General features: G+C 45.7%; 29 protein-coding genes and 1 riboswitch. Of the genes, 7 read left to right on the forward strand and 22 right to left on the reverse strand.

Going from position 1 to position 24,473, the window contains the following annotated elements:
- Positions 1-32 precede the first annotated feature (32 nt).
- The 4 genes from KH180_RS02940 to KH180_RS02955 are packed head-to-tail and all read right to left on the reverse strand — an operon-like array spanning position 33 to position 2,443.
- A complete protein-coding gene (locus KH180_RS02940; protein ID WP_290756202.1) occupies positions 33-866 on the reverse strand; it encodes a purine-nucleoside phosphorylase in 834 nt (277 codons plus the stop codon).
- A gap of 13 nt (positions 867-879) precedes the next feature.
- Positions 880-1,443 carry a M48 family metallopeptidase gene (locus KH180_RS02945; protein WP_290756204.1) on the reverse strand — a complete coding sequence of 188 codons (564 nt, stop codon included), beginning with the start codon at positions 1,441-1,443 and terminating at the stop codon, positions 880-882.
- On the reverse strand, positions 1,428-2,030 hold the full coding sequence (locus tag KH180_RS02950) for a SanA/YdcF family protein (protein ID WP_290756206.1): 603 nt from the start codon (positions 2,028-2,030) through the stop codon (positions 1,428-1,430). Before KH180_RS02950 ends, KH180_RS02945 begins: the two co-directional genes overlap by 16 nt.
- 11 nt (positions 2,031-2,041) lie before the next feature.
- Positions 2,042-2,443, reverse strand: a complete 402-nt coding sequence (locus KH180_RS02955; RefSeq protein WP_290756208.1) for a hypothetical protein — start codon at positions 2,441-2,443, stop codon at positions 2,042-2,044.
- A 248-nt stretch (positions 2,444-2,691) separates the two neighbouring features.
- On the opposite strand from KH180_RS02955, the gene KH180_RS02960 reads away from it, so the two are divergent.
- Positions 2,692-3,888, forward strand: a complete 1,197-nt coding sequence (locus KH180_RS02960) for an FprA family A-type flavoprotein (protein ID WP_290756210.1) — start codon at positions 2,692-2,694, stop codon at positions 3,886-3,888.
- Between the two features lie 81 nt (positions 3,889-3,969).
- Here the strand turns inward: KH180_RS02960 and moaA are convergent, their stop codons facing one another.
- The 16 genes from moaA to KH180_RS03040 form a co-directional block, all read right to left on the reverse strand.
- Positions 3,970-4,944, reverse strand: a complete 975-nt coding sequence (gene moaA / locus KH180_RS02965) for a GTP 3',8-cyclase MoaA (protein ID WP_290756212.1) — start codon at positions 4,942-4,944, stop codon at positions 3,970-3,972.
- Positions 4,945-4,957: 13 nt separating this feature from the next.
- Complete coding sequence (locus tag KH180_RS02970) at positions 4,958-6,328, reverse strand: aldehyde dehydrogenase (protein ID WP_290756214.1); 1,371 nt, start codon at positions 6,326-6,328, stop codon at positions 4,958-4,960.
- Between the two features lie 22 nt (positions 6,329-6,350).
- Positions 6,351-6,941 carry an SOS response-associated peptidase gene (locus tag KH180_RS02975; protein ID WP_290756216.1) on the reverse strand — a complete coding sequence of 197 codons (591 nt, stop codon included), beginning with the start codon at positions 6,939-6,941 and terminating at the stop codon, positions 6,351-6,353.
- A 16-nt stretch (positions 6,942-6,957) separates the two neighbouring features.
- Positions 6,958-7,578 carry a V-type ATP synthase subunit D gene (locus tag KH180_RS02980; protein WP_290756218.1) on the reverse strand — a complete coding sequence of 207 codons (621 nt, stop codon included), beginning with the start codon at positions 7,576-7,578 and terminating at the stop codon, positions 6,958-6,960.
- A 28-nt stretch (positions 7,579-7,606) separates the two neighbouring features.
- On the reverse strand, positions 7,607-9,055 hold the full coding sequence (locus KH180_RS02985) for a V-type ATP synthase subunit B (RefSeq protein WP_290756220.1): 1,449 nt from the start codon (positions 9,053-9,055) through the stop codon (positions 7,607-7,609).
- A gap of 18 nt (positions 9,056-9,073) precedes the next feature.
- On the reverse strand, positions 9,074-10,840 hold the full coding sequence (locus tag KH180_RS02990) for a V-type ATP synthase subunit A (protein WP_290756222.1): 1,767 nt from the start codon (positions 10,838-10,840) through the stop codon (positions 9,074-9,076).
- Positions 10,833-11,420 (reverse strand): V-type ATP synthase subunit E, encoded by a 588-nt coding sequence (locus KH180_RS02995; RefSeq protein ID WP_290756224.1) that lies wholly within the window; start codon positions 11,418-11,420, stop codon positions 10,833-10,835. Before KH180_RS02995 ends, KH180_RS02990 begins: the two co-directional genes overlap by 8 nt.
- Positions 11,421-11,443: 23 nt before the next feature.
- The gene (locus KH180_RS03000; RefSeq protein WP_290756226.1) at positions 11,444-11,752 is read right to left on the reverse strand and encodes a V-type ATP synthase subunit F; all 309 of its coding nucleotides are present in this window, start codon (positions 11,750-11,752) and stop codon (positions 11,444-11,446) included.
- A 3-nt stretch (positions 11,753-11,755) separates the two neighbouring features.
- Positions 11,756-12,181 carry an ATP synthase subunit C gene (locus tag KH180_RS03005; protein WP_290756228.1) on the reverse strand — a complete coding sequence of 142 codons (426 nt, stop codon included), beginning with the start codon at positions 12,179-12,181 and terminating at the stop codon, positions 11,756-11,758.
- Positions 12,178-14,139 carry a V-type ATP synthase subunit I gene (locus tag KH180_RS03010; RefSeq protein WP_290756230.1) on the reverse strand — a complete coding sequence of 654 codons (1,962 nt, stop codon included), beginning with the start codon at positions 14,137-14,139 and terminating at the stop codon, positions 12,178-12,180. Before KH180_RS03010 ends, KH180_RS03005 begins: the two co-directional genes overlap by 4 nt.
- On the reverse strand, positions 14,136-15,185 hold the full coding sequence (locus tag KH180_RS03015) for a V0D/AC39 family V-type ATPase subunit (protein WP_290756231.1): 1,050 nt from the start codon (positions 15,183-15,185) through the stop codon (positions 14,136-14,138). The genes KH180_RS03010 and KH180_RS03015 overlap by 4 nt, the downstream gene beginning before the upstream one ends.
- Positions 15,186-15,188: 3 nt before the next feature.
- Complete coding sequence (locus KH180_RS03020) at positions 15,189-15,500, reverse strand: hypothetical protein (protein ID WP_290756233.1); 312 nt, start codon at positions 15,498-15,500, stop codon at positions 15,189-15,191.
- A gap of 111 nt (positions 15,501-15,611) precedes the next feature.
- On the reverse strand, positions 15,612-16,274 hold the full coding sequence (locus KH180_RS03025) for an HAD family hydrolase (RefSeq protein ID WP_290756235.1): 663 nt from the start codon (positions 16,272-16,274) through the stop codon (positions 15,612-15,614).
- Between the two features lie 23 nt (positions 16,275-16,297).
- Positions 16,298-16,942, reverse strand: coding sequence for a ribonuclease H family protein (locus KH180_RS03030; protein WP_290756237.1), 645 nt, complete (start codon positions 16,940-16,942; stop codon positions 16,298-16,300).
- A 112-nt stretch (positions 16,943-17,054) separates the two neighbouring features.
- A complete protein-coding gene (locus KH180_RS03035) occupies positions 17,055-17,309 on the reverse strand; it encodes a hypothetical protein (protein WP_290756239.1) in 255 nt (84 codons plus the stop codon).
- A gap of 110 nt (positions 17,310-17,419) precedes the next feature.
- Entirely contained in the window at positions 17,420-17,758 is a 339-nt protein-coding gene (locus KH180_RS03040) for a helix-turn-helix domain-containing protein (RefSeq protein ID WP_290756241.1), read from the reverse strand.
- 258 nt (positions 17,759-18,016) lie between these two features.
- Here KH180_RS03040 and KH180_RS03045 point away from each other — a divergent pair, with 258 nt between their 5' ends.
- Entirely contained in the window at positions 18,017-18,685 is a 669-nt protein-coding gene (locus KH180_RS03045; RefSeq protein ID WP_290756243.1) for a DUF305 domain-containing protein, read from the forward strand.
- Here the strand turns inward: KH180_RS03045 and KH180_RS03050 are convergent.
- A complete protein-coding gene (locus KH180_RS03050; RefSeq protein ID WP_290756245.1) occupies positions 18,679-18,954 on the reverse strand; it encodes a cysteine-rich small domain-containing protein in 276 nt (91 codons plus the stop codon). The two genes, KH180_RS03045 and KH180_RS03050, sit on opposite strands and share 7 nt — an antisense overlap.
- Positions 18,947-20,464 (reverse strand): uroporphyrinogen-III C-methyltransferase, encoded by a 1,518-nt coding sequence (gene cobA, locus KH180_RS03055; RefSeq protein WP_290756247.1) that lies wholly within the window; start codon positions 20,462-20,464, stop codon positions 18,947-18,949. The genes KH180_RS03050 and cobA overlap by 8 nt, the downstream gene beginning before the upstream one ends.
- A gap of 66 nt (positions 20,465-20,530) precedes the next feature.
- A riboswitch (cobalamin riboswitch) is annotated at positions 20,531-20,714 on the forward strand.
- A 231-nt stretch (positions 20,715-20,945) separates the two neighbouring features.
- Between cobA and KH180_RS03060 the strand changes: the two genes are divergently transcribed.
- From KH180_RS03060 to KH180_RS03080, 5 genes are read left to right on the forward strand one after another with little or no spacing between them, the layout of a single operon-like run.
- Positions 20,946-21,707 (forward strand): energy-coupling factor ABC transporter permease, encoded by a 762-nt coding sequence (locus KH180_RS03060; protein WP_290756249.1) that lies wholly within the window; start codon positions 20,946-20,948, stop codon positions 21,705-21,707.
- Positions 21,697-22,029: an energy-coupling factor ABC transporter substrate-binding protein gene (locus tag KH180_RS03065; protein ID WP_290756251.1), complete on the forward strand. Its 333-nt coding sequence runs from the start codon at positions 21,697-21,699 to the stop codon at positions 22,027-22,029. Before KH180_RS03060 ends, KH180_RS03065 begins: the two co-directional genes overlap by 11 nt.
- Positions 22,019-22,780: a cobalt ECF transporter T component CbiQ gene (gene cbiQ, locus KH180_RS03070; protein WP_290756253.1), complete on the forward strand. Its 762-nt coding sequence runs from the start codon at positions 22,019-22,021 to the stop codon at positions 22,778-22,780. The genes KH180_RS03065 and cbiQ overlap by 11 nt, the downstream gene beginning before the upstream one ends.
- A 16-nt stretch (positions 22,781-22,796) precedes the next feature.
- Positions 22,797-23,642 (forward strand): energy-coupling factor ABC transporter ATP-binding protein, encoded by an 846-nt coding sequence (locus KH180_RS03075; protein WP_290756255.1) that lies wholly within the window; start codon positions 22,797-22,799, stop codon positions 23,640-23,642.
- Positions 23,643-23,664: 22 nt separating this feature from the next.
- A complete protein-coding gene (locus KH180_RS03080) occupies positions 23,665-24,453 on the forward strand; it encodes a sirohydrochlorin cobaltochelatase (protein WP_290756257.1) in 789 nt (262 codons plus the stop codon).
- The last annotated feature ends 20 nt before the right edge of the window (positions 24,454-24,473 follow it).

A 24,473-nucleotide genomic window follows, 5' to 3' on the forward strand; every position in this document is an offset into this window, starting at 1 on the left:
TCCTCCGGCAGTCTTCCCCTGCCGCAATCCGGTCATAAAAGCTCAGCGATTCCTTTCACGCCGGCACTGATTAAGGCCTTAAACATCGGTGCAGCTTTGTCCGCTGTCTCCTGAACTTCCTCATGGCTTAAAGGCTTCATCATAATGCCTGCGGCCGGATTCGTGATGCAGGAAATACCGCAGATCTTCATCCCCATATGTTTTGCCGCAACCGCTTCGCAGGCGGTACTCATGCCGACTGCATCGGCACCTAAGATTCTGCACATTTTGATCTCCTGGGGAGATTCAAAATTAGGTCCGCTCAGCTGTACATAGACACCCTCTTTCAGTTCTATCTGAAGCTTTCTTGCCGCTTTCCGAAAAACATCCTGAAATCTGTCATTGTAGATTCCCGTCATGTCGCAGAAACGCTCGCCAAGCTTCTCCAGATTCGGTCCGATCAGCGGTGAGGGGACAAAAGTGGAAATCTGGTCCGTAATCATCATAAAATCCCCGGCGTCAAACTCATCGTTGACTCCTCCGGCTGCATTGGTGAGAATCAGGGCCTTTGCACCCATCATCTTCATCAGGCGGATTGGAAGAACCACATCCGTCATATCGTAGCCCTCGTAATAATGAACCCTGCCCTGCATGATGACAACAGGCACCTGCTCTATATATCCGAAAATAAATCTTCCTCTGTGACCTTCCACTGTCGATACCGGAAACCCGGGGAGCTCATGGTAATCCACAGAAGCTTCGATCTGAATATCATCGGCATAATTACCGAGGCCAGACCCGAGCACAATAGCTACCAGTGGCTTAAAATCTGTTTTTTCCTGCATGCTCTCATAGCACTGCTGTAATTTTTCATAAACCGCATTCATCACGGTCCCTCCTTTATGAAATCAAATTCACTTTATATTCTGTTCCATGGTCTGACAGCCATTTTTTAGGCTGCTTATAATTTGGCAGATACCGTGCAACTACCCGGTAAAATACGGGAGAATGATTCATGACTTTCAAATGGGAAAGTTCATGGACCACGACATATTCAAGCACGTCCTCAGGCATCAGAATCAGTTTCCAGTTAAAATTCAGGTTCCCTTTGCTGCTTGCACTGCCCCATCGGGTTTTCTGCTCCCGAATTGATATTTTATTATAGGAAACACCCATCTGTCCGGCATATTGTCTGCACATCCGTGTGATCACAGATCTTGCTTCCTGAATATATGCTTCCCGCTGCTCTGCTGTTATATGGAACACCTTTTGATATTTTTCTCTTTCCTTTGCCTTTTTTATATGAACATCAATCCAGCTTTGTTTTTCATTTATAAATCGGACAATCTGGCTTTCAGGAAAATGTCTGGGTGCCCTGACAATGACGTTTCCGTCGCAGGCCACGGTGACCGCCAGAGTCTTTCTTTTGCTGTAGACCACCTCATAGGCTAATGCCCTCTCCACCGGTAAAACACCCCTTCCATCCAGGCTTTGGACGCTGCAAAGTATTCCCGGAGCCTGTTTTTGTGCCTGCTTTTGTAGATCATAGAGTCCACAATAATACCGTGGGCATCAAGGCCCGCTGTCTCTGCCAGATAATCTGTTCTTGGGATGTAAAGCTTCTGTGTACATACATAAAATGTCTGTCCGGCAAATGAAGCCGCTGTGTTTTTCATTGTCTGAAATGTGTCAAAGCCCTTCCGGTCCTCATGCAGATTTTCTTCAGGAATTCCTCTTAAGAGCAGATACATCCTCATAAATCTTACTTCTCTTGCGGTTCCGGAGATCAAAATATAGTTCCCTTTTCCTGAGCGGTACAGCCGCAGAGCCCCGTCCAGACGGTCTTTCAGCTGTGCGCCTATAACTCCGTTTTTCACCAAAGCTCCCGGCACCAGGATGCCGTCACGTTTTTGGAGTGCTTCACAGAAGAATACATCCGGCACCGCACGTTTCTGCTTTCCATGAAGTTTCCGGTAAGCAAAAAAGGAATAGCCGATCGGAAGAATCCCTGAAAGGACCCAGGGCCATATTTGTCTTTTTCTATGCTTCATCCGTCTGCTCCTTACTGGCTGTCCTCTTCATTTTGTTCCTGCTGCAAAGACGTCGTTGGCTGCTGCTCCGCAGTTGTAGGTTTGGGCGCCTCTGTCTTTGGTGCCTCCGTTGTCGTTTTTTGCCGCTCTGTTGTCGTTTTATTGTGCTGTTTACGAGTGGTGGCTTTCTGCCGGGCAGTTGTAGTGCTGCGTCTTCTTGCTGTCGTACTGCCGGTATTGCTGTCCGGGGTCTGCGGATCTTCTGAATAAGATGTATCCTCATCAGATGTCTCTTCAGAGGATGTCTCTGTTGTCGCAGTTTCCTCCTTATCCTTTTTCAGACCGCCGGAAAATGCTACAACGATAACCATGCAAATGATCACAGCCACGGTCCCGAAGATCAGTGCGATCATATTTTTTTTACTGATATGCATTGTCCCATCTCCTGTTCTTATATTCATTTCTGTATTATTTCTATTCTTTATGCCGTCTTCATTATAAAAGAGGAATGGTAGTGTGTCAAATTTTACTAAAAAGAAATTAATTCATAGAAAAATGCTGGGAATTATGTAGAATCTTTTTCAGTTGATACATTTGACTTGTAAAATAGATTTTTGGATATTATACTATTAGAGAAATAACATTGACAAAAAATAATCAAATAAGTTAAGGGGATGAAGACATGTACTGCACAAAAAATATTACGGATGATTTATATTGGATCGGCGGCAACGACAGAAGACTGAATCTGTTTGAAAACATTTTTCCGGTGCCGAATGGTGTTTCCTACAATGCCTATGTGCTGTTAGACGAGAAAACAGTGCTGTTAGATACCGTGGACAAGGCTGTCGGAGAACAATTTTTCGAAAACCTGACCCATGTACTTGGAGAACGCGATCTGGATTATGTGATCATCAACCATATGGAACCGGATCACTGTGCGATGTTAAAGGAAGTTATTTTCCGCTATCCGAAAGTTCAGGTCGTATGCAATGCAAAGACTGCAGACATCATCAAACAATTTTTCAAAATTGAAACAGATGCTCTTATTGTAAAAGAAAACGATACTCTGTGTACCGGAAAGCATACCTTTACATTCCTTATGGCACCGATGGTTCACTGGCCGGAAGTCATGGTTACCTATGATACCACGGATAAGGTTTTGTATTCTGCAGATGCTTTCGGCACTTTTGGCGCAATTAACGGAAATCTGTTCGCAGATGAGGTGGATTTTGAGAATAAATGGCTGGATGATGCAAGAAGATACTACACAAATATTGTAGGAAAATACGGCACACAGGTTCAGGCTCTGCTGAAGAAAGCATCCAAAGTGGATATCGAGATGATCTGCCCGCTTCACGGACCGGTATGGCGAAAAAATCTTGCCTGGTTTATTGATAAGTATCAAAAATGGAGCACTTATGAGCCGGAAGGCCAAGGGGTCATGATTGCCTATGCATCTATTTACGGCAATACTGAGAATGCAGCCAATGTGCTGGCTTCCCGCCTGGCTGATAAAGGACTTACGAATATTGTGATGTATGATGTATCTGTGACTCATCCATCTGTAGTAGTGTCAGAGGCTTTCCGCGTGAGCCATTTGGTTTTCGCCTCTCCTACTTACAACGGCGGTATCTTCCCGAACATGGAAACTGTGTTGCTGGACCTGAAAGCACATAACCTCCAGAAACGTACAGTTGCTTTCATGCAGAACGGAACATGGGCTGCTACCTCCGGAAGGCAGATGAATGAACTGATCTCCGGCATGAAAGAAATGACAGTTCTGGAGCCGTCCATTACAATCAAATCCGCATTAAATGACAGCCAGTCAGAGGAAATTGACGCAATGGTTGATGCAATTTTAAATTCCATGAAATAAGACAAAACAAAGAGAACAAGTCCCTCAAAGAATGAGGAGCCTGTTCTCTTTATATTTATGTGCATTCTTTCCGAATGGTTTTTATCCGCCGATCTGCGACATTCTGCGGCTGTCTGCTCTGCCTTCTGCATCTGATTCGGAGAAGCGATGCTGTTTCGGTTTGTCCATGACAGCCTGGCAGATCAGCTGTGACAGTTCCTGTTTTGACACGCCGGATCTCAAAGGTTCTTTGAGGGAAATTCCCTGGCTGTAGTAAAGACAGGGCTTTAAAAAACCTTCGGGTGTCAGGCGGATCCTGTTGCACTGCTGACAAAAGTTACAGTGAATGGCATCGATAAACCCGGTATATCCGAGAAATCCCGGTATCTGAAAGTACCTGGCCGGTCCATTCCCCCGTATATCCTTCGTTTCTTTGATTCCCGGATACCGGGAACGAAGAACAGTAAGTATCTCATCGGCACCCATCCCGGTAAACTTCCGGCCGTAACCAATGGGCATCATTTCAATAAAACGGATATCTGCCGGCTTATGTCTTCCGATCTCCATCAGGCTGAGAATCTCATCTTCATTAAAGCCTTTCATGATGACACAATTCACTTTTGTTTTCAGACCCAGCTGTACAGATTTTAAAATTGCTGACTGAACAGTTTCTGCCCCGCTTCTGCCTGTAATCTTCTTATATTTTACCTCATCCATTGTATCCAGGCTGATATTGATCCCATCGATTCCTGCAGCCTTCAACCGTTCAAGATATGGCTCCAAAAGGAGTCCATTGCTTGTGACTGTCACTTGTTTAACGCCTGGAAGAAGTTTCAGCCGTTCTATAAAAGAGACAGCGTCTTTTCTCACCAAAGGTTCACCGCCGGTGATTTTAAACTTGCAGATTCCCAAATCCACAGCACTTTCACAGATTCTTAATAATTCCTCATAGCTTAGGACTTCTGCATGTTCAACCTCTGGGATATCCTGAGGCATACAATACCTGCACCTTAAATTACACCGGTCAGTGACAGAAATCCTCATGTAATCTATGGTCCTTCCGTAGATATCTTTCATCACTGTATCCTTTCTATTTCAAAAACAGACGGAGCAGCCTGTTTTTCTTTTCATGATATGGATGATATCGAATAGAAAGATCCATCCATGTAGATTTTTTCACAATACTTTTCCTGTGGCTGAACGTCCAAAAACCATATTCTCCGTGATAGGCTCCCATACCGCTCTCTCCCACTCCTCCAAATCCCATATGGGAGGTAGCCAGATGTATAACGGTATCATTGATGCAGCCGCCCCCAAAGGAAAGGTTTCGAAGAACCCACCGCTCCAGCGCTTTTTCTTCCGTAAACAGATAAAGCGCCAGTGGTTTTTCCATACATCTGATATGTTCTGCAGCCTCAGAAATCGTGCGATAAGAAATTACGGGAAGAACTGGTCCGAAAATCTCCTCCTGCATGACCGGAGATTCCCATGAAACTTCAGTCAGGACAGAAGGTGCAATTTTTAACGTCTCCTCACAGCCGTATCCTCCGCAGACAGCGGTTTCTCCTTCCATCAGCTTCATAACCCTGTGAAAATGCCTGGAATTTATCATTCTCGGGTAATCAGGGTTGGCAAGAGGATCTTCTCCCAGCATCCTGTGAATCCACCGGACCATCTCTTTAACGAGCCGGTCCTTCACAGATGCATGCACCAATATATAATCAGGTGCAACACAAGTCTGTCCGCTGTTCAGCAGCTTTCCGAATATAATTCTTTTTGCCGCCAGAGACAGGTCAGCAGAAGAATCTACAATACATGGACTTTTACCTCCCAGTTCCAGAGTTACAGGTGTCAGATGGACTGAGGCTTTTTCCATAACCACTTTTCCCACCGCTTTGCTTCCGGTAAAGAAGATATGGTCGAATTTGTTGGAAAGAAGCTGCTGATTTTCTTCCCTGCCGCCCTCTACCACAGCAGCAAATCCTGGCGTAAATGCTTCCTCTATGATGTGCCTGATCATGCCGGAAACCGAAGGCGCATCCTTGGACGGTTTCAGGATACAGCAGTTCCCTGCGGCAATGGCTCCGATCAAAGGAGCAAGTGTCAGCAGAAGAGGGTAATTCCATGGTGATATGATCAATACCACTCCCAAAGGTTCCGGCACTTCAAAGCTCTCTGCGTGAAACTGAGAAAGAGGTGTCGGCTTTCTTTCCTGCTTCATCCAGCTTTTCAGATGTTTTTTTGCATATCTAAGCTCACTCAGCACCATCCCTGTCTCAGTCATATATGATTCAAATCCGCATTTTCCGAGATCTCTTTTGAGCGCTGACTCTAAATGTGCCTGATTTTGGCGTACAGCGCGTTCCAGACGGCACAGAGCCTTCATCCGAAAAGCATAGGACTGTGTTTTCCCTGTATAATAAAAATTTCTTTGAAGTTTTACTAATCTGTCAATTGTCATATAATATCCTCTCTCTGAGTATTTATGAAATAAAAAACGGAAAGGCCAGCTGCTCATAATCGGACTGTTTTCTAAGAGCCCCCGGCACTTTATGTAATAGAAATTCTGTCTGTTCTCCATCTGACAGCCACGTCCGTGCATCTTTTTCTTCCAGGATCAGCGGCATTCTGTGGTGCACAGGCAGAACAGATTCATTAGCTTCTGTCGTCAGGATCACGAAGCGCTGTTCTGTCCCAAACTGCTGCCAGCAGCCGGCCATCAAAAGCAGATTCCCATCCTCCCTTTGAAACGTAACTTTGTTTTTTTGACCGTCCCATTCGTAAAAACCGCGGGAAGGAACCAGCAGTCTTCTTGACCGGATACTGTCCCGGAACATCCTCTTTTCCATAACTCCCTCTGAGCGGGCATTAAAAATCAGCTGATTTTTCTCAAATCCCGGATAACCCCACTGCATCTTTTGGATTCCCAATCCTGATGGTGTCATAACCAAAACCACCGCTTTTTCTGACGGATGAATATCCTGTGCCTCAGGGATGCTGTCTTCCATCGTTATTTGAAAATTTTTATATAGTTCTTCTGCCATTGGCTGATCAACAAAATATCTTCCGCACATCGTGCTCTCCTGTCCGTTATGCTTTGTTTTTTCTGCGTTTTATAACTTTTAACCGTGTAAATTCTTCCCGCTCCTTTTCCTCCAATGCATTTGAAATCTCTGAGACAAGGCTGCTGTAAGCAGGAATTGTAATATTTTTAAGGGCATTTGCCCTCTTCTGCGTCTTTTTAATACTGGCCGCCAGACGGTAGGCAGAGTTTTCCACCATAGAAAGCCGGACTGTCAGATCCTTTACTCTCCGGAATGCCTCCCTGGCTTTATCGATTGACTCTCTGGTAGTACTAAATGAGTAAGTGGGAACATTCTTCTCCTTAGTGTAAGTCACGAGAGGAATCTCCGTTCCCATAATACTGCGGCTCTTAATACGGATGGAGTCCTCAATCGGCACAGTATATGCCAGCTGTTCCACCTCACTGATGCCGTGTTCAATATTGGCATCCTGAAGGCACTGGTATGCATAGGTAAAGGTCACATCAATTTTTTCCTGAATTTCCTTTGCCTGGCCGATCAGGCTCATCAGCTCTCTGATCAGAATATTCCGTTTTTTATCCATCAGATCATATCCCTGTCTTGCCAGGGCCAGGGAATTTTTGGCGAGCATCAGATTCCCTTTTGTGGGAAAGGTCCTTGGATCCATACGCTCACTTCCTTTCTGTCATCAGCCGTTAATACATCTGGGTATCCATAGCTGCAAGGGGCCTGGTTTCCTTTGGATCCTTAGAATAGCTTTCTTTGTCTCCCGTCTTTCTGTAGTAGCGGTCTAAGATCTTTGTATCCACACGGTCGAGTTCCTCTCTCGGCAGGATACTCAGCAGTTCCCACCCAAGATCAAGGGTATCAGCCATCGTCCGGTTTTCCTCGGTACCCTGTCCGATATAGCGTTTCTCAAACTCTTTACCAAATTCCAGATACTTTTTGTCAATAGGCGACAGCTCATCTTCTCCGATGACAGAGGCCAGATTCCTGGCATCCCCAACCTTTGCGTATGCAGAGAAAAGCTGATTGGCCAAATCCTGATGATCTTCTCTTGTATATCCCTCGCCGATGCCGTCCTTCATTAATCTGGAAAGAGAAGGAAGGACACTGATGGGCGGATATATAGCCTGGCCATGGAGACTGCGGTCCAGCACGACCTGGCCTTCTGTAATGTATCCTGTCAGGTCAGGGATCGGGTGTGTGATATCGTCATTCGGCATGGTCAGAATCGGTATCTGGGTTACAGACCCGTCAATTCCTTCTACAATGCCTGCTCTTTCATAAATCATTGCCAGTTCGCTGTATAAATATCCAGGAAACCCCTTCCGGCTTGGAATCTCTCCCTTAGAGGATGACACTTCCCTCATAGCCTCTGCAAAGGCCGTCATATCGGTCAAGATCACCAAAATATGCATATTGTTTTCAAATGCCAGGTACTCTGCCGCAGTCAGTGCAACCTTCGGTGTAATAAGCCTTTCTGCCACCGGGTCATTGGCCATGTTAAGATACATGGCAACATGGTCGAGAGCTCCGCTCTCTTCAAACGTCCTGCGGAAAAAATCAGCATCATCATGCTTGACACCCATTGCAGCAAATACAATCCCGAAGTTATCCATGCTGCCCTCCCCCAGAGACGCCTGAGTTACAATCTGGGCGGCCAGCTGGTCATGCGGCAGACCATTTCCTGAAAAGATAGGCAGTTTCTGTCCGCGGATCAGCGTCATCAGGCCGTCAATAGCTGATATTCCGGTACAAATAAAATTCCTCGGATATTCTCTTCGGACCGGATTCAGCGGCAGTCCGTTTACATTTCGTTTTACCTTTGATGCAACGGGTCCCAAGCCGTCAATAGGGCTTCCAAGCCCGTCAAATGTCCGTCCCAGGATATCCGGAGAAAGGGAGATCTCCATAGGATGCCCCGTAAGCCTTGTATGTGTATTGGAAAGCCCCATATTGTCGGTGGTGTCAAACACCTGGATGACTGCCTTGTCTTCATACAGTTCTATAACTTTGCCAAGCTTTTTTTCCTGCCCTTCCACAACAAACTCTACAATTTCTTCATAAAAAACATCCCTGCATCCTTCCAGCACCACCAAAGGACCGTTAATGCTGTCAAGTCCCAAATATTCAATCGGCATACCAAAACTCCTTTCAAGTCATGCATTCCGCTCCATTACTTTCCTGTAAAAATCATCCACAGCTTTTCTGTATTCGTCAAACAATTCCGGCCTGTCGTTGGGCACATCGTACTTGATAGAAATGACCGATTCAAAAATCGTTTCCTCTTTCAGGACGGACATTGGCATATTCATAGAAATAAGGAGTTTTGCTTTTTCATAGAGATAGAGAATCACATCCATCATCTCATACTGCTTCTCCATAGGGACACAGGTGTCATCTTTGTGAAAAGCATTCTGCTGCAAAAATCCCAGACGGATGACTCTGGCGATCTCCAGAATCAGTTTCTGGTCGTCCGGGAGCACATCACTTCCTATAAGCTTAACAATCTCCATCAGGCTGCTCTCCTGATTCAGGATTGCCATGATCCGGTTTCTGTGGCTGACAAACTCCATGGAGACATGTTCAGAATACCAGGGAGCCAGATCTTTCAGGTACTCACTGTAGCTGGTCAGCCAATGAATCGCCGGAAAATGCCGGGAATAGGCCAGACTTTTATCCAGCCCCCAAAAGCATCTTACAAACCGTTTCGTATTTTGGGTTACCGGTTCAGAAAAGTCCCCGCCCTGGGGAGAAACAGCACCGATGATTGACACAGAACCCTCAGAACCATTCAGGTTTTTCATCATTCCTGCCCTCTCATAAAATGCAGACAGGCGGGAAGCGAGGTAAGCCGGAAATCCCTCCTCCGCAGGCATTTCCTCCAGCCGTCCGGACAGCTCCCTCAGTGCCTCAGCCCAGCGGGACGTGGAGTCCGCCATAATGGCTACATCATAACCCATATCCCGATAATATTCAGCCAGTGTAAGCCCTGTATAGATACTGGCTTCTCTGGCTGCCACCGGCATATTGGAGGTATTTGCGATCAATACAGTACGGTCCATCAAAGGGTTCCCGGTTCTTGGATCCATCAGTTTTGAAAACTCATCCAGTACCTGGGTCATCTCATTTCCGCGCTCTCCGCATCCGATGTAAATGATAATGTCTGCATCGGACCATTTGGCGATCTGATGCTGGGTCATGGTCTTTCCGGTGCCGAACCCGCCGGGAATGCAGGCAGTCCCTCCCTTGGCAATGGGAAACATCGTATCCAAAATCCTCTGTCCGGTAATCAGGGGCTTGGAAGCCGGAAACCGGAAACTGACAGGCCTTGGAACACGGATCGGCCACTGCTGGCACATAGAAAGGGATATCATACCGCCGTTTTTCTGTCTGACCGTAACAAGCGTATCCTCAATCGTATAACTGCCGTCATCGGCAGAATGCTCTACCGTCCCTTCTATCCCGGGCGGAACCATACACCGATGAGTGATTGCAGATGTCTCCGGTACTTCTGCAATCACACAGCCTGCTTTGATATGGTCTCCTTTTGATACGGTTATATGCGTCTTCCAGAGCTTTTGCAGGTCCAGGGAATCCACCCGGGCTCCCCTGCTGATGTACTGGCCGGAACGGGCGGCAATCTGCTCCAGAGGACGTTCAATACCGTCAAAAATATTATGAAGAATTCCGGGAGCCAGTGTCACTGAAAGTGCATGCCCTGAAGATTCCACTTTGTCTCCGGGCCGGATACCTGTGGTATCTTCAAATACCTGGACCGTTGCCGCATCCCGGTCCAGTGCAATCACTTCACCTACCAGTTTCTCAGGTCCCACATAAACCATCTCAGACATCTTAAACCTAATGTCTCCTTTTACATAGACAACCGGCCCGTTAATTCCGTAAATACTGCCTGACTCAGACATTTTCCTCACCTCCCAGAAACAGAAAATCTGCATATTCTTTTTCCAGAGCAGAACTGAAGGATCGGTCGATTAAAACATTTCTTGTGCGGATAACCGCACGGATTCCTCCGATAAAGTCTTCTCTGCTGATAAAAAGGGAAGCCCCGGTCCTTTCCTCCACCTGTGCCTTTAAGGGCTCGTCAGAAGGATTCAGATAAATAACAGTTTCTTCTCCGCCTGCATACTGCATAGCTTCTGTAACCTTCCGGCACAGCATGTCTGTATATTCATTTGTTTTCATATAATCTGACAAAAGCGTGCGTACCCTGTCAAACAGCTTTTGTTTCAGCTTCTCCTGGCATTCGTTCTGCTCTCTTCTAAGTTCCAGCTGAAACTCTGAAAGTTCCTTATTCAGGCGCAGTTTTGTCCGGCTTTTCTCAGTCTCTACCCTCAGTTCTGCCTGCATCCTCTCTTTTTCTTTGTGTTCCTCAAACCTTTGGGAAAGCTGGTTGGAATACCCCTGGATCAGTGCATTACCCTCAGCCCGCGCTTCCTTCATGGAAACTCTCTGCAGGTTTTGAATTTTTTCTTCCAATGTCATTACAGGTCACCTTCTTTACAGCATCAGAGCTTCAGTCCAATGGCTTCATTTACATATGATGTGATAAAGTCCTTCCTGCGTCCTGTGCCGTGGCGGTCAGGAATCTCCACGATCAAAGGCAGCTTCCGGTTCAGTTTGATCTCATCGATCATATCCGGAAATTCTCTTCCGAACTTTTCCGTGAGCAGTACAATTCCGATTGTCTCATCGGACATGACTTTTTTTAATGCCTGGTACAGTTCTTCTCTTTCATGGACCACGATCCCGTCCACTCCGGCCAGACGCATCCCTGTGCAAGTATCTACATTATCACTGATCAAAAACATCTTCATAACTCACAGCTTTCCCAGGATCATAAAGGCGATGACCAGCCCATACAGACAGATACCTTCCGCCAGACCTGCAAAAATCAAAGATTTACCGAATATACTGCTGTCTTCACTGATTGCACCGAGAGCCGCACTGGCTGCACTTGCCACCGCAATTCCTCCGCCGATGCCGGAAAGTCCCGTAGAGAGCGCAGCAGCCAGATAACCGATACCAGCCGATGAATTCTGGGCAGCCTGGGCAGCCTGAACCCTGTCGGGATAAAGCATAATGACTGCAGCGATCAGCAGCGTGCCGAAAAAAGCGAAAACATTGAGGCCCAGGGCTTTCTTATATCTGGATCTCTTCTTCTGCCCCAGCAAAAAATAGCCGAACGGAATGATAACGCTCAAAACCAAAGCTGCGACCAATACTAATTTTGTCAGTGTATTCATAATGATGACCTCCTTTGATCTGTGATGTCCTGTTTTTTCTTATGTCTGTAAGGCTTGAATTCCTTTCCGCCTCCCTGATAAAAACGGCTGAATATCTCATAATATTCAAGCCTCAGTACCTGGATGCCTACGATCAGCCCTTCCATAAGGCAGACAAATGCATTGCCGAAGACGATCACGGCCCAGTTGATATGTCCTGCCTCAGCTCCGGAGAGCATCATAACCACACCCATCATTGCCCCGTGGCTGACAGCAAACGCACCGATCCGCACAAAAGACAATGTATTGGAAAAGTAGCTGAGCAAAGTCTCAAATAATTCAAAAAATGCCTGTACCAAAAACATCAGCTTCCCTTCCTTCATCTCCGGCTTATGCTTCTTTGCCAGCTCAGAAAGCGGTTCTTTTAAAGCAATCAGCAGCAGGGGTATGCCGAACATAATCGTCAGTACGGCAGTACCCGGCATCGTGCGGCCTGTAACGAACAGAAAGACTGCCAGGACAGCAGATCCATAAAACACAAGCCCTGCAGCTCCGCTGGCCCCAAATAGCGACTCTCCTAAATTTCCTGAACGAATGGAAAAAACTATATGCAAAACCATAGTCAATAAAATCAAAAACATTCCAAAAACAATCGCGGCTACAAATACTGTGTTCATGTTCCCGATGCCCGGTACATGCATCATTGCTTCCTGAGGCTTCAGCCACCTGGACTGTATCACATTTTCAAAACCGAAGAAGCTGCCGTACATCCAGCCGAAAAAGGCAGAACAGACACCGGCTACAGCAATGATCCCCGCCAGATCGGCCTTTTTCGTCAGATACAGCAAAAGACCTCCGGCAAACAGGCATAATCCCTGTCCAAGATCGCCAAACATGATTCCAAAGATCAGCGGGTATGTCAATGCAATAAAAATCGTTGGATCAATCTCATTGTGAGACGGCAGGCCGTACATTTTTACAAACATCTCAAAAGGCTTTAGAACCTTTGGATTATGAAGCTTCGTCGGCGGTTCTCCGAAGTAATCTTCGTGCTCATCCTCCACCATCAAAAACAGCCTGCGGTCATTTTTGATATCTTCAGAGAAATTTTTCACATCCTCCTCCGACATCCAGCCGCAAATAATATAAAAATTTTCGTGCTTGTCTTCCACACAGGCGGCCATCTTCCTTACATCAAAGTTAGCCGATAATGCGGCAATCAGTTCTCTGGCTGCATAAATTTTATCCGCATATTCATTCAAAGCCGCGGTCATCTTCCCGTCCAGCTTTTCCTTTTCTGCTTTCAGAATATCCAGCTTCTTTTTCAGATCACTGCAGGCTTCCTCCGGGGTTCCCACATATTCATCAGGGATAAAAATCCTCTCAAAGTGAAGGGATTTAAATATAGCGTCAATCTGTTCCGACATGGAACGTGATGTAAAATATACCCCATATCCATAGCTGTTGTTCTGGATTCCTTCAACAAAGATCACATCCGGATTCTGTCTGATAAATTCCAGCATCTTTTCAAAATATTCCAGAGGCACCCGTCCAAACCGGAACTTAATAAACTGATAATGGAAGACTTCTCTGAGGACAAACTGCATGGGCTTAAACGGTTCGATCATCTTAAGCCTCTCTGTAATATTTTTTTCCTCCAGTTCAAGAGCTTCTTTTCTTGCCTTAAAATCTTCAAAGATCTTTCCCGCCTGGCTTATTGTCCTGAGTGCCTGGTCCGGGGACAGTTCCGGGAGGTTGTCTTCCTTCTCATGAGTCAAAAGCCCTGCAAAGCTGTCCGCATCCTCCAATGCCTTTTTATAAGGATTTGCGTCCGTAAAAGGCTGTAGATTGTCAACTGTTTTTAGTTCTGACAGGGCATTTTCCAGCTGGATCTCATATTTGGAAAGATAATCATTGGTGACCCGGTCAATATCGTGTTTTGGCCCTGTAATCGTTATAAATTTCATTTTCACAATCATATGCCGATCACTCCTTTCACATAACCTGCCGCAGGTTCAGGGGGCAGGCCGTACCGGACACGTTCCATAATGGTGATCAGCCTCTGTATTTCTTCCTCTTTATAAAAAAGATATGCAGTGAGGCTTGCAATTGAGTAAGGGTCTCTGCGCCGCTCTGTCAGATACAGACGGCGGAGGCACTCTCTGTACATCTGCTCAATCGAATCCACATCTTCCATGCGGTATCGTTTTCCATAATACCCGCCGAGCACCCGGGCATTGAACTCTTTGATCCCGGACACTTCCGTCAGGTTTTTCAGTTCCTCCGGCGGAATATGAAAGTGTATAGGAATCAGCAGTGCATAAATGTCAGCAGGCTGCATGTCATAATATTTTTTGGAACGGCAGATCCACTGCAGATTTAAAAGATCAATCTGGGTACCGGCTTCTTTTGTAAATATTTCAAGTTCCTTCTTTTTAAGAATCTTTTTCTTTTCTTTCCAGACCGATGAAAAATAATACAGGTTCAGTGCCAGATCAAAGTCAAACAGATCTGCAGCTCCCGCATCTAAAAGCTTGGAGAGAGGAAGATAGTACTCTGTATTTCTAAGTCCTTCTGTCAGCTCCCTGATGTTTTTCGCCTCAATCAAACGGTCAATGGAAATTTGAGAATACCGATTAAAAAACTGCTTCTTGTAATCCAGGTCAAAGGGCTTTTGATAATGGTTAAAAATGATTCGGAAACAATAATTCACCAGCTCTACTTCATATCTTTTCAGATACAGTTTCAAAAACTTCCGCTGTTCCAGCCCTGAAAACCGGTAAAGCTTAGTATAATCCTCATACAGAGGCTGGATCAGTACCTTTTCAATCTTCCCGCGGTGTAAATCCGTATCATCCAGAAGAGACAGGATATCACGGTATGCCGGAAATTCTTTCAGATGGCTGACGACTTCGGGAACACTTTGAAATTCAGACAAAGCCTTAAAATCTTCTTCTTTCAGCAGCTTTGCACTCATAGCCCGGATTTTTGTGACCAGGGCACTGTATTTTATCATGCTTCCCATAGACTATACCCCGCTGATCCTTTCTGCGATCTCTCTGGCGTACTGTTCCCCTTTTTGTTCATACTCTGCCGCAAGTCTGTGAAGTTTTGCCTCCTGATTTTTTCTCAGACGTGCTTTTTCCTCTGAAAGCTGCTGTTTCCCTTCATTTGAGGTACCCGAAAGCCGCTGTTCTGTCTCAGAAGCCAGTGCTTCATCAAACTGCTTTTGTCTCTGTCTCATTTCCTGTTCCAGTTCTTTTTTCTGCTCATCTGCATGTTTGACAATGGCGGCAGCGGCATTTTCAATCTCCGTCAGTTTATTTACAATGGAATCCATCTTTACGCCCCCCTTTTTCCAGTCCTCATGTTTTTCTTCATTATACACCTTCTATATAAAAAAAGCATCTGAAAAGGCAGGGATGATTTTTGTCCTTTTCAGATGCTTTTTTCACTTGGAACACTCTGTTTCCAGTATGTTCAGTAACTGCCGCTCTTCCGCCACTGTATAATCCGGATGCTTTTGTTTATCGGGCAGCTGATCCTGTCTCCGGTTAAGCCAGATGCTCTTCCAGCCGGCTTTGACGGCACCGGAAATATCTGTGGCGTAAGTGTCACCGATAAACCATGTATCCCTCGGATTCAGCCCGAATCTCTTCTCAGCCAGTTTAAAAATTTCCGGATCCGGCTTTCTGACTCCCTCATCTCCTGACACAATGATCCTCTCTATTGGAATCCACTCTTCCAGCCGGAGCTGCTTTATTTTGTTCCACTGAGCCTGTGAAAATCCGTTTGTGATCACTCCTGTAAAAATACCTTTTTCCCGGCAAAACCCAAGGATCTCTTTCATCCCTGCTGTTAATTCGATCTTTTTCTGCTCGATACGGTAAACATCGTGAAACGCCGTCACCTCCGGCTCAGAAATCTCAATGCCGAATGACAGGAATGCTTTGCGGATTCTTTCCACGACCGGAATATCATGTTTTCTTCCGGACAGGAACAGGTCCATGGAAGATATCTCATATTTCTCTTTAAAAACCTTGTCACAGGCAGCACAAAACGGAATGGACACATCATATAGTGTGTCATCCACATCAAACATGATTGCAAGCATCTTCTACCTCTCCTTTATCTGATCTATTTGTGTTTCACCCATTGGCCGTCTGAAACAGGAACAAAGCTTCCGTCTCCGATCCCAAGGGCAGATTTGGCAAGCATATCTGCCATATCATTGTATTCGTCATTTGAATGCCCCTTTACTTTTACAAATCTGACCTGGAGCCGGTCTTTGATCCCGTCATAAAATCTCTTGTATGCGGCAGTGCCCTCTTTTTTTGTCTTCCACTCTCCGGTGCACCATTTTGCAATGCCCTCGTAATCATAATAGACTGCAAGCTTTTTATAACCGCTGTCAGCTGCATATCTCATAGCTTTTTCTGCACCCTTAATCTCACCGGCCACATTCCGCATGGAAGCTAAATCCGGATCCGAATATTTTTCCGCAAAATACAGCTCTCCCTCTTTCTCCCTCAGGACCATTCCGTACGAATATTCTTTCTTTCGATGGTCATAACTCCCGTCAACATAGGCGGTCAGGGTGTTTTCATCAATTTCCATCGTCTGTCCCGCTGAAGAGTCAAGAAATGCCTGTGCTTCAGCCAGAGTTGGGAAACTCTTGAATTGGGCGCAGGCAAACCCGGAAGTCTGTGCCTGACACTCTTTCCATGTGCGGTAAATCCCGGGGATTCGTCCTTGTTTTACTGCATAATATTTATTTGCCACGTCAAAGTCCTCCAAATTTTCTTTGGTTTTTATTATAACAGAAACAGGAGACATCTGAAAGTACAGATGCCTCCTGTCTGATTGTCGATATTTAATAGTAAAAGATGAAGTTTCAGTTATTCGACAAATTTACAGAAAAACTATATGTAGCGTTCGCTTTGGACAAAACTTTCTGCTTCACAGAGCAGTCATCGATCAAATAGGAAAACTCTTTCATAACATCCCAAAGATCCCGTGCTTCCTGCCCGCTCAGCTCCGTTGTCCTGTCGTTAAGTAATTTCCCAACGGCTGCCGCTGTCTCCTTCACGTTTTCTGTGCTAAAATCATTTCCAAGCAACTCTAAAAAAACTTCAGACATATATTTCATATTTGCTCCTTTTAGTATCTAAAAAGTAACACAGTTCATACTATAAGATTATAGCAAAATTCTGAAAAAGTCTATTCTTTTCGACAGACATAAAAGGAAGGAATCCGTCTCTATTCGACAGAATCTCCCTTCATGCTTTTACTGAAAGTGTCCAGTAAATCTGATAAAATACGTTTTTGTTTCGGCGTCAAACTCTCCACTTTCAAAAGAAGTTTGTTCTCACTCTCAATAATTTCCGGTTCAAATTGATCTTTCAAAATCTCATTTGGTGCCGTTTTTAATGCCTGGCACATTTTGATGAACAGAGGCAGACTAGGCAGCCTGATCCCTGATTCTATCTGCCTGATGTGCCCTGCGTTGACATCACAAATTTCTGAAAGAGCTTCGGAAGTTAGCCCTCTTTCTTTCCGAATCTGGTTGATCCTCTTACCCAACAATCTGCGTTCCATATACATGGCTCCAATCGGTGTTATTTTCTCTCTCTCATATCCTTTCACAGCCTGATTACAGTAGTTTTAAGTACATGTATTTTATTATATACAAAAGAGTTCCTATTCCACTAGGTGCTGAAATATATGTTCCCAAATCTTTTAGCACATATTCAGTTGGAGAAGATGATAATTCTTCTTATTGTGTCGAATTTTGTCATACATATTTCACTTTTTATGCGTCATACTAAACACGATTATGAATGAAAGGATCGGTATATGAAAAAGAAAATAAACATTTGGGTCATTGGGATTGCGGTCTTCGCTGTCATCATTGCAGCGTGGGCTGCAGCCTTCAGCTATAAAAATTCGAAAAATGTTTCCGAAGAAAACCTGTCTTTATATAAAAAAGATCAGGATATGATCATGGAAAAAATGATGAAGGATATGTTGGATATACCAACATCAGAAAATGCTGCTGTTGATTTTCTGGAGGGAATGATCCCGCATCATGAATCTGCTGCAGCCATGGCTCAAAGCTATATAAAACATGGCGGAAACCAAACATCATTAAAACCGATGGCAGATGAGATCATCACTGTACAGAGGGATGAGATCAAACAGATGAAAACTCTGATCAAAAAACTGAACACCCGCGGTCATCGTACTAACGGCAGAACATCGTCTTATATGAAGGAATACCGGAAGATGTTTCATCAGGCGCATTCCGGACATACAGCATCTGACAATCCGTCATGTATTGATGAGGCGTTTGCAGAGGGTATGATCCAGCACCATCAGATGGCGGTGGATATGTCAAAACTGGTTCTTAAATACACCAGACAGAAAGATACTGTCAAATTGGCCCAAAAGATTATCAGAACACAGCAGGATGAAATCAGCAGAATGAGCAAAGTATTAAAAGAACAGTCTCCTTCCCATCACTGATGCCTTTCAGGACTCATTGCTGCCGATATATCAGAAAATTTCCCGGTCAAATAGCCATAGTTTTCTCTTTTATGAGGCAGCAGACACTGACTGCAGTCTTTCAGGCCGTTTTTATAGCTGAAATTACCGCCGCAGTCCTTTCCTAGCATATACAGCGGACAGTAGCAAAACAGACAATTAAAATTATCCGGGTCAGATGTCCTGTGGCAGGGAAAAAACTCACAGTCTTTATGGCAGAAAAACTGATAGTTCTTTGATTTCTTATCCATGAATGCCTCCCTTCTGATGCTCCGTGACAAGACGCACCAGGCTTTCCATGTCCGCCTTGTCTGATGTGTATACATCCATGCCAAGAGATTTGGCCGCTTTAGCTGTCTGTTCTCCGATACATGCCGCTTTGATGTCCTGGATGTTAGTGTCCGGCAGGGCTGCTGCAAAGCCCCTCACCGTTGAAGCACTTGTAAAGACTGCCCAGTGGATTTCTCCTGTCTCTATCATTTCTTTCACAGGAACCAGCTTCCAGCTTTCATGGCAGGTCTCATAAATTGCCACATCATCAATCTGGACTCCGGGTTTTTCCTGCAGAATCTTGATCAATTCCCGGTTTCCGGAAGCCGCCCGGGGAATTAAAATGTGTTCGCCTCCTGAAAGGAGTTTACAAAGTGCCCTGCCCAGAGAAACTCCGTCATATATTTCCGGCATCAGGTCACAGAACAGCCCCCTCTCCTTAAGCGCATTTTTTGTTCCCTTCCCGATGGCAGCCACTTTGCAGCTGCCGAGGATGCGGATATCCTTTTTTTGTTTTTTCATTTCTTCAAAAAAGATCCTGACGCCATTGGAACTTGTGAACACGATCCAATCATAGGAGCCTATGTTTTCCAGTGACTGGGAGAGCCGTCTCTGGTCCTCTTTCGGCTTAATCAAAATCGACGGCATTTCCAGTACCTCCGCTCCTTTTTCCCGGAACATAGCGGCAGTCTTTGAAATGAGATCTCTTGGACGGGTCAGCAGAATGCGGCACCCTGCCAGAGGCAGATCTTCATACCACGCAAATTCTTCTGAAAGGCTGCATACCCTGCCTACAACAATAACGGCCGGAGTTTCAAGCCGGCTTCTGCGTACCGCTTCCTCCAATTCTGAAAGGGGTGACAAAACTCTTTTCTGTCCTGCCGTCGTTCCCTTTGAGAGAACTGCAGCCGGCATCTGAGGGTCCATTCCTGCCGAGATCAGTGATCTTACAATGTCCGGAAGTGATGAGATGCCCATGAGAAATACCAGTGTTCCTTTCATTCTTACCAGGGCTTCAAAATCAATATCATATTCTGCACCGGCTTTTTTATGTCCTGTGATAATATGCAGAGAAGAACTGAGATTCCGGTGGGTCACCGGAATTCCGTTATATTCAGGCACTGCAACCGGAGATGTAATCCCCGGAATAACCTCAAACGGAATGTTATGCTGTCTGAGAAGTTCCAGTTCCTCTCCCCCTCTGCCGAACATAAACGGATCTCCTCCTTTGAGCCGGACTACAGAATATCCGTTTTCAGCCTCCCGGACCAGCACCTGACTGATCTCTTCCTGGGGCATTGTATGGCATCCGGCACGTTTCCCTACATAAATATATCTTGCCCGTCCGGGAAGTACCGACAAAACCTCGGGGCCCACCAAACTGTCATAAACAATCACATCTGCTGTCTTTAATACCTGCGCTGCTTTTATGGTCAGCAAACCAACTGCTCCCGGCCCTGCGCCGGCAAGCCATACTTTTCCCGTCTTCATCCGTCATTACTCCTTTTTATTTCCATCATAGCATATTGACAAGGTTCTAACAACTCGGTAGAATGGGAGAAATTGAATGTTTACAGGTGCCTTTATTTATAGAGGAGAATAGGAAAGCGGGTGTGAATCCCGCACGGTCCCGCCGCTGTATAGGAAGAGCTGCATTTCAATCATGTCACTGGGAAACCGGGAAGGCGGAATGCCGCAGTGAGGCCTGAGTCAGAAGACCTGCCGTAAGCATGCGATTTACACCGGTCCGCGAAAGACGGCTGGTGTAGAATATACCGTCGGAGGTTTCGCACCCTCCAGCGCTTATATTCGGTACGTCAGTTTATTTATTCCCTGCAGGATGCGCACAAGCCCCTCAAAGAGCGAGGGATTGGGGAGATGAGGTGGATCGTCCGCTTTGTTTATAAAAAACTGGCGTTTTTGGCGGGATGTTTTTCCGCTGAAACACATTTGTGAATCGAAAGGAGCAGACATGAAAAACAAACAACGAATCATTGTAACCGCTGCATTGGCGGCAGCTGTCATCTTCGGCTTCGGCCGCACAGCCAGTGCCATGCATATTATGGAAGGATATCTTCCTCCGAAATTCTGCATTGCCTGGGGAGCATTATGCCTTCCCTTCCTGGCCGCAGGATTCTTCTCCATCAAACAAACGGTCAGCAAAGACCGGCGGCTGATGACAATACTTGCTATGGCAGGAGCGTTCATCTTCGTTATTTCTTCCTTAAAAATCCCTTCTGTAACCGGAAGCTGTTCCCATATGACAGGAACCGGACTTGGAGCCATTCTTTTCGGGCCTGCAGCCGTCAGCATTCTGGGCATCATCGTACTGATCTTCCAGGCAGTCCTTTTAGCCCACGGGGGACTGACCACTCTCGGTGCAAATACTTTTTCCATGGCTGTTGCAGGGCCGTTTTTATCATTTGCAATCTATAAGATTTGTAATAAATGCGGGATAAACCGCAGGTTCAGCGTCTTTTTAGCTGCTATGCTGGGGGATATTTTTACATACTGCATTACCAGTATCCAGTTAGCACTTGCATATCCGTCAGAGCAAGGCGGATTCCTGGCTTCTGCACTGAAATTTCTCGGAGTTTTTGCTCCGACCCAGCTTCCTCTTGCCATTGTGGAAGGATTACTGACAGTTGCAATTATAATTGCACTGGAGTCCTATGCCCGCCCTGAACTTAAACTGCTCAGTTTTATTAAGGAGGGACATGCGTATGAAAAGTGATAAGACGAAAGTCATCATCCTGCTTCTGCTGGCCGCCTTCATCACTGCAGTTCCTCTGTTTGCCCTGAAAGGTGCTGAATTCGGAGGCTCAGATGATGCCGGAAGCGTCATGATATCAGAGATTGAAGGAAAGGAATATAAACCCTGGTTCACACCCGTCCTGGAAACATTCATTGACGGAGAACTTCCCGGAGAAGTGGAAAGTCTCCTGTTCTGTGTGCAGACCGGGATCGGAGTCGGGATTATTGCATATAATCTGGGGCGCTTAAGGGAGAGGAAGCGGCTCATTTCTGCAGCTGAGGCAGAAAACAATGCTGATTGACCAATTCTGCTATCGGTCCGGACTCAGAAATGTCAACGTCATGGAAAAGTTTATCTTTTCCATGACAACACTTCTGCTCTGTATCCTCAGCAGATCCGCTTCTGTTTCTATCCTGGTCCTGATCTGCTTCGGATGGCTGACTGTTAAGAAAGGCGGGCTTTCGCTCCGCCGGTATATGAAACTGATGCGGCTTCCCGCAGCCTTTCTCGTCTTAAGCACAGCGGCAGTCCTCGTAAATATCTCCAAAACCCCATTGGACGCTTATGCAGTGCCGGCGGGTTCTTACTATATTACAGGAAGTACAGAGTCATTGATTTTCGGTTTCAGGCTGATTCTTTCTGCCTTTGCTTCGGTATCATGCCTGTATTTTCTCTCCCTCAGCACCCCGGTCACAGACTTGATCAGTATCTTACAGAAATTTCACTGCCCATCTCTGCTGATAGAACTGTTCATGCTGATTTACAGGTTCATTTTTATATTGATGGCCGAAGCCTCATCCATAAGAACCGCTCAGGAAGCCAGGCTGTCCAGCCGGAATTTTAAGACTGCAGTCCATTCGTTCGGAGGTATGGCATCTGCCTTGCTCATACGGGCAATGAAGCGGTCCGGCAGATTGTACGATGCTATGGAATCCAGGTGCTATGACGGGACCATTCGGCTCCTTCTGGAGGAATCTCCGCCTAAAAAGAAAGAAATCGTGTATATTATAATCTTTGAACTTGTTCTGCTGTTTCTCATTACAGGAAGATAGGAAGGAAAATTTACGGATGAAAATTGAATCTATTATACAGGCAGACCATCTGAATTATACATATGACGGAGAGGATGCTCCTGCTTTAAACGGGCTTTCCCTGAACATCAAACAAGGGAAAAAAACTGCCGTCATGGGAGCCAACGGTTCCGGAAAGTCTACCTTCTTTCTCTGTCTGAACGGAATCTTAAGGCCTCAGAAAGGGACCCTGTCTTTTAGAGGAACTCCATATTCTTATGATAAGAAAAGCCTGCTAAATTTAAGAAGCAAGGTCGGCATTGTATTTCAGGACCCTGATAACCAGTTGTTTTCAGCCAATGTCCGGCAGGAAATCTCCTTCGGCATTTTAAATCTCGGGGTTGACAGTGAAACTGCACTGAAGGAAACAGAAAAGATCATGGATGCCCTTGACATCACAGAGTTTCAGGACCGTCCGACTCATGCTTTGAGCGGAGGCCAGAAAAAACAGGTTGCCATTGCCGATATTCTTGTCATGCATCCGGACATTGTGATTTTGGATGAGCCGTCTGCGGCCCTGGATTCCAGGCACACCGCTCTTGTGAACAAAACCATAAACCAAATGACGAAAGCCGGCATCACCGTTCTTCTGTCAACTCATGACTCTGATTATGCATTTGCATGGGCAGATGAGGTGATCCTGTTTCATCAGGGAAAAGTTCTAAAATCAGGATCTCCGGCGGAGGTATTTGCTGACCGGCCAGCCCTTGAGGCGGCAAATCTTTCCCGGCCCGCTGTACTCACCATATTTGAAAGTCTGTACAGAAAAGGGATCATAAAAGCAGACACGCCGGTTCCCAGAAATCTTTCAGAACTGGAACATATAATTGATGGAATTCGATGAATTCTATTCAGGGAGGAACATCATGCATCAGATAAAAAAGAAAGCAATTTTAGCCGTCAGTTTCGGCACAAGCTATGAAGACACAAGAAAAAAAACAATCGAGGCCATAGAACATACACTGGATACACATTTTCCTGAACATAAAATATACCGTGCATGGACCAGCCGCATGATTATTGAAAAGATGAAAAGAAGAGACGGCCTGCATATTGATACCGTTTCCGAAGCCATGGAACGGATGAAAAATGACGGTATCACAGATGTAGCCGTTCAGCCTACCCATGTCATCAACGGAGTGGAAAACGACCAGATGAAAGAGGATGTCCGGCGCTGTAAAGATTCCTTTCATTCTATATCCTTCGGAAACCCTCTGCTCACATCTGAGTCAGATAATAAGGCAATAGTAAAGGCTGTGGCATCTGAATTTTCCTGGATGTCTGACCGGGATGCACTGGTGCTCATGGGACATGGAACAACCCATTATGCAAACACGGTCTATGCAGCTTTGGATTACAGGTTCAAAGATATGGGATATAAAAACATTTTTCTGGGTACAGTGGAAGCTTTCCCCAGTATGCAGTCCCTTATGCGGATGGTAAAAGAATTCCAGCCGGAAAGAGTAATCCTCGCACCTTTTATGATTGTGGCCGGAGACCATGCCAGACACGATATGGCCGGAGATGACCCTGATTCCTGGTACAGCCAGTTTTTGTCCGAGGGCTTAAAGACAGAATGCGTCATGAAAGGGCTCGGAGAATATCCGGGAGTCAGGGAACTGTTTGTGGCCCATGCGGAGCAGGCAGTTCTGTAACACCAACATATAAACCGGCA

This window comes from Anaerostipes sp. (genome assembly GCF_018381315.1).
In the GTDB taxonomy this organism is placed as follows: domain Bacteria; phylum Bacillota; class Clostridia; order Lachnospirales; family Lachnospiraceae; genus Anaerostipes.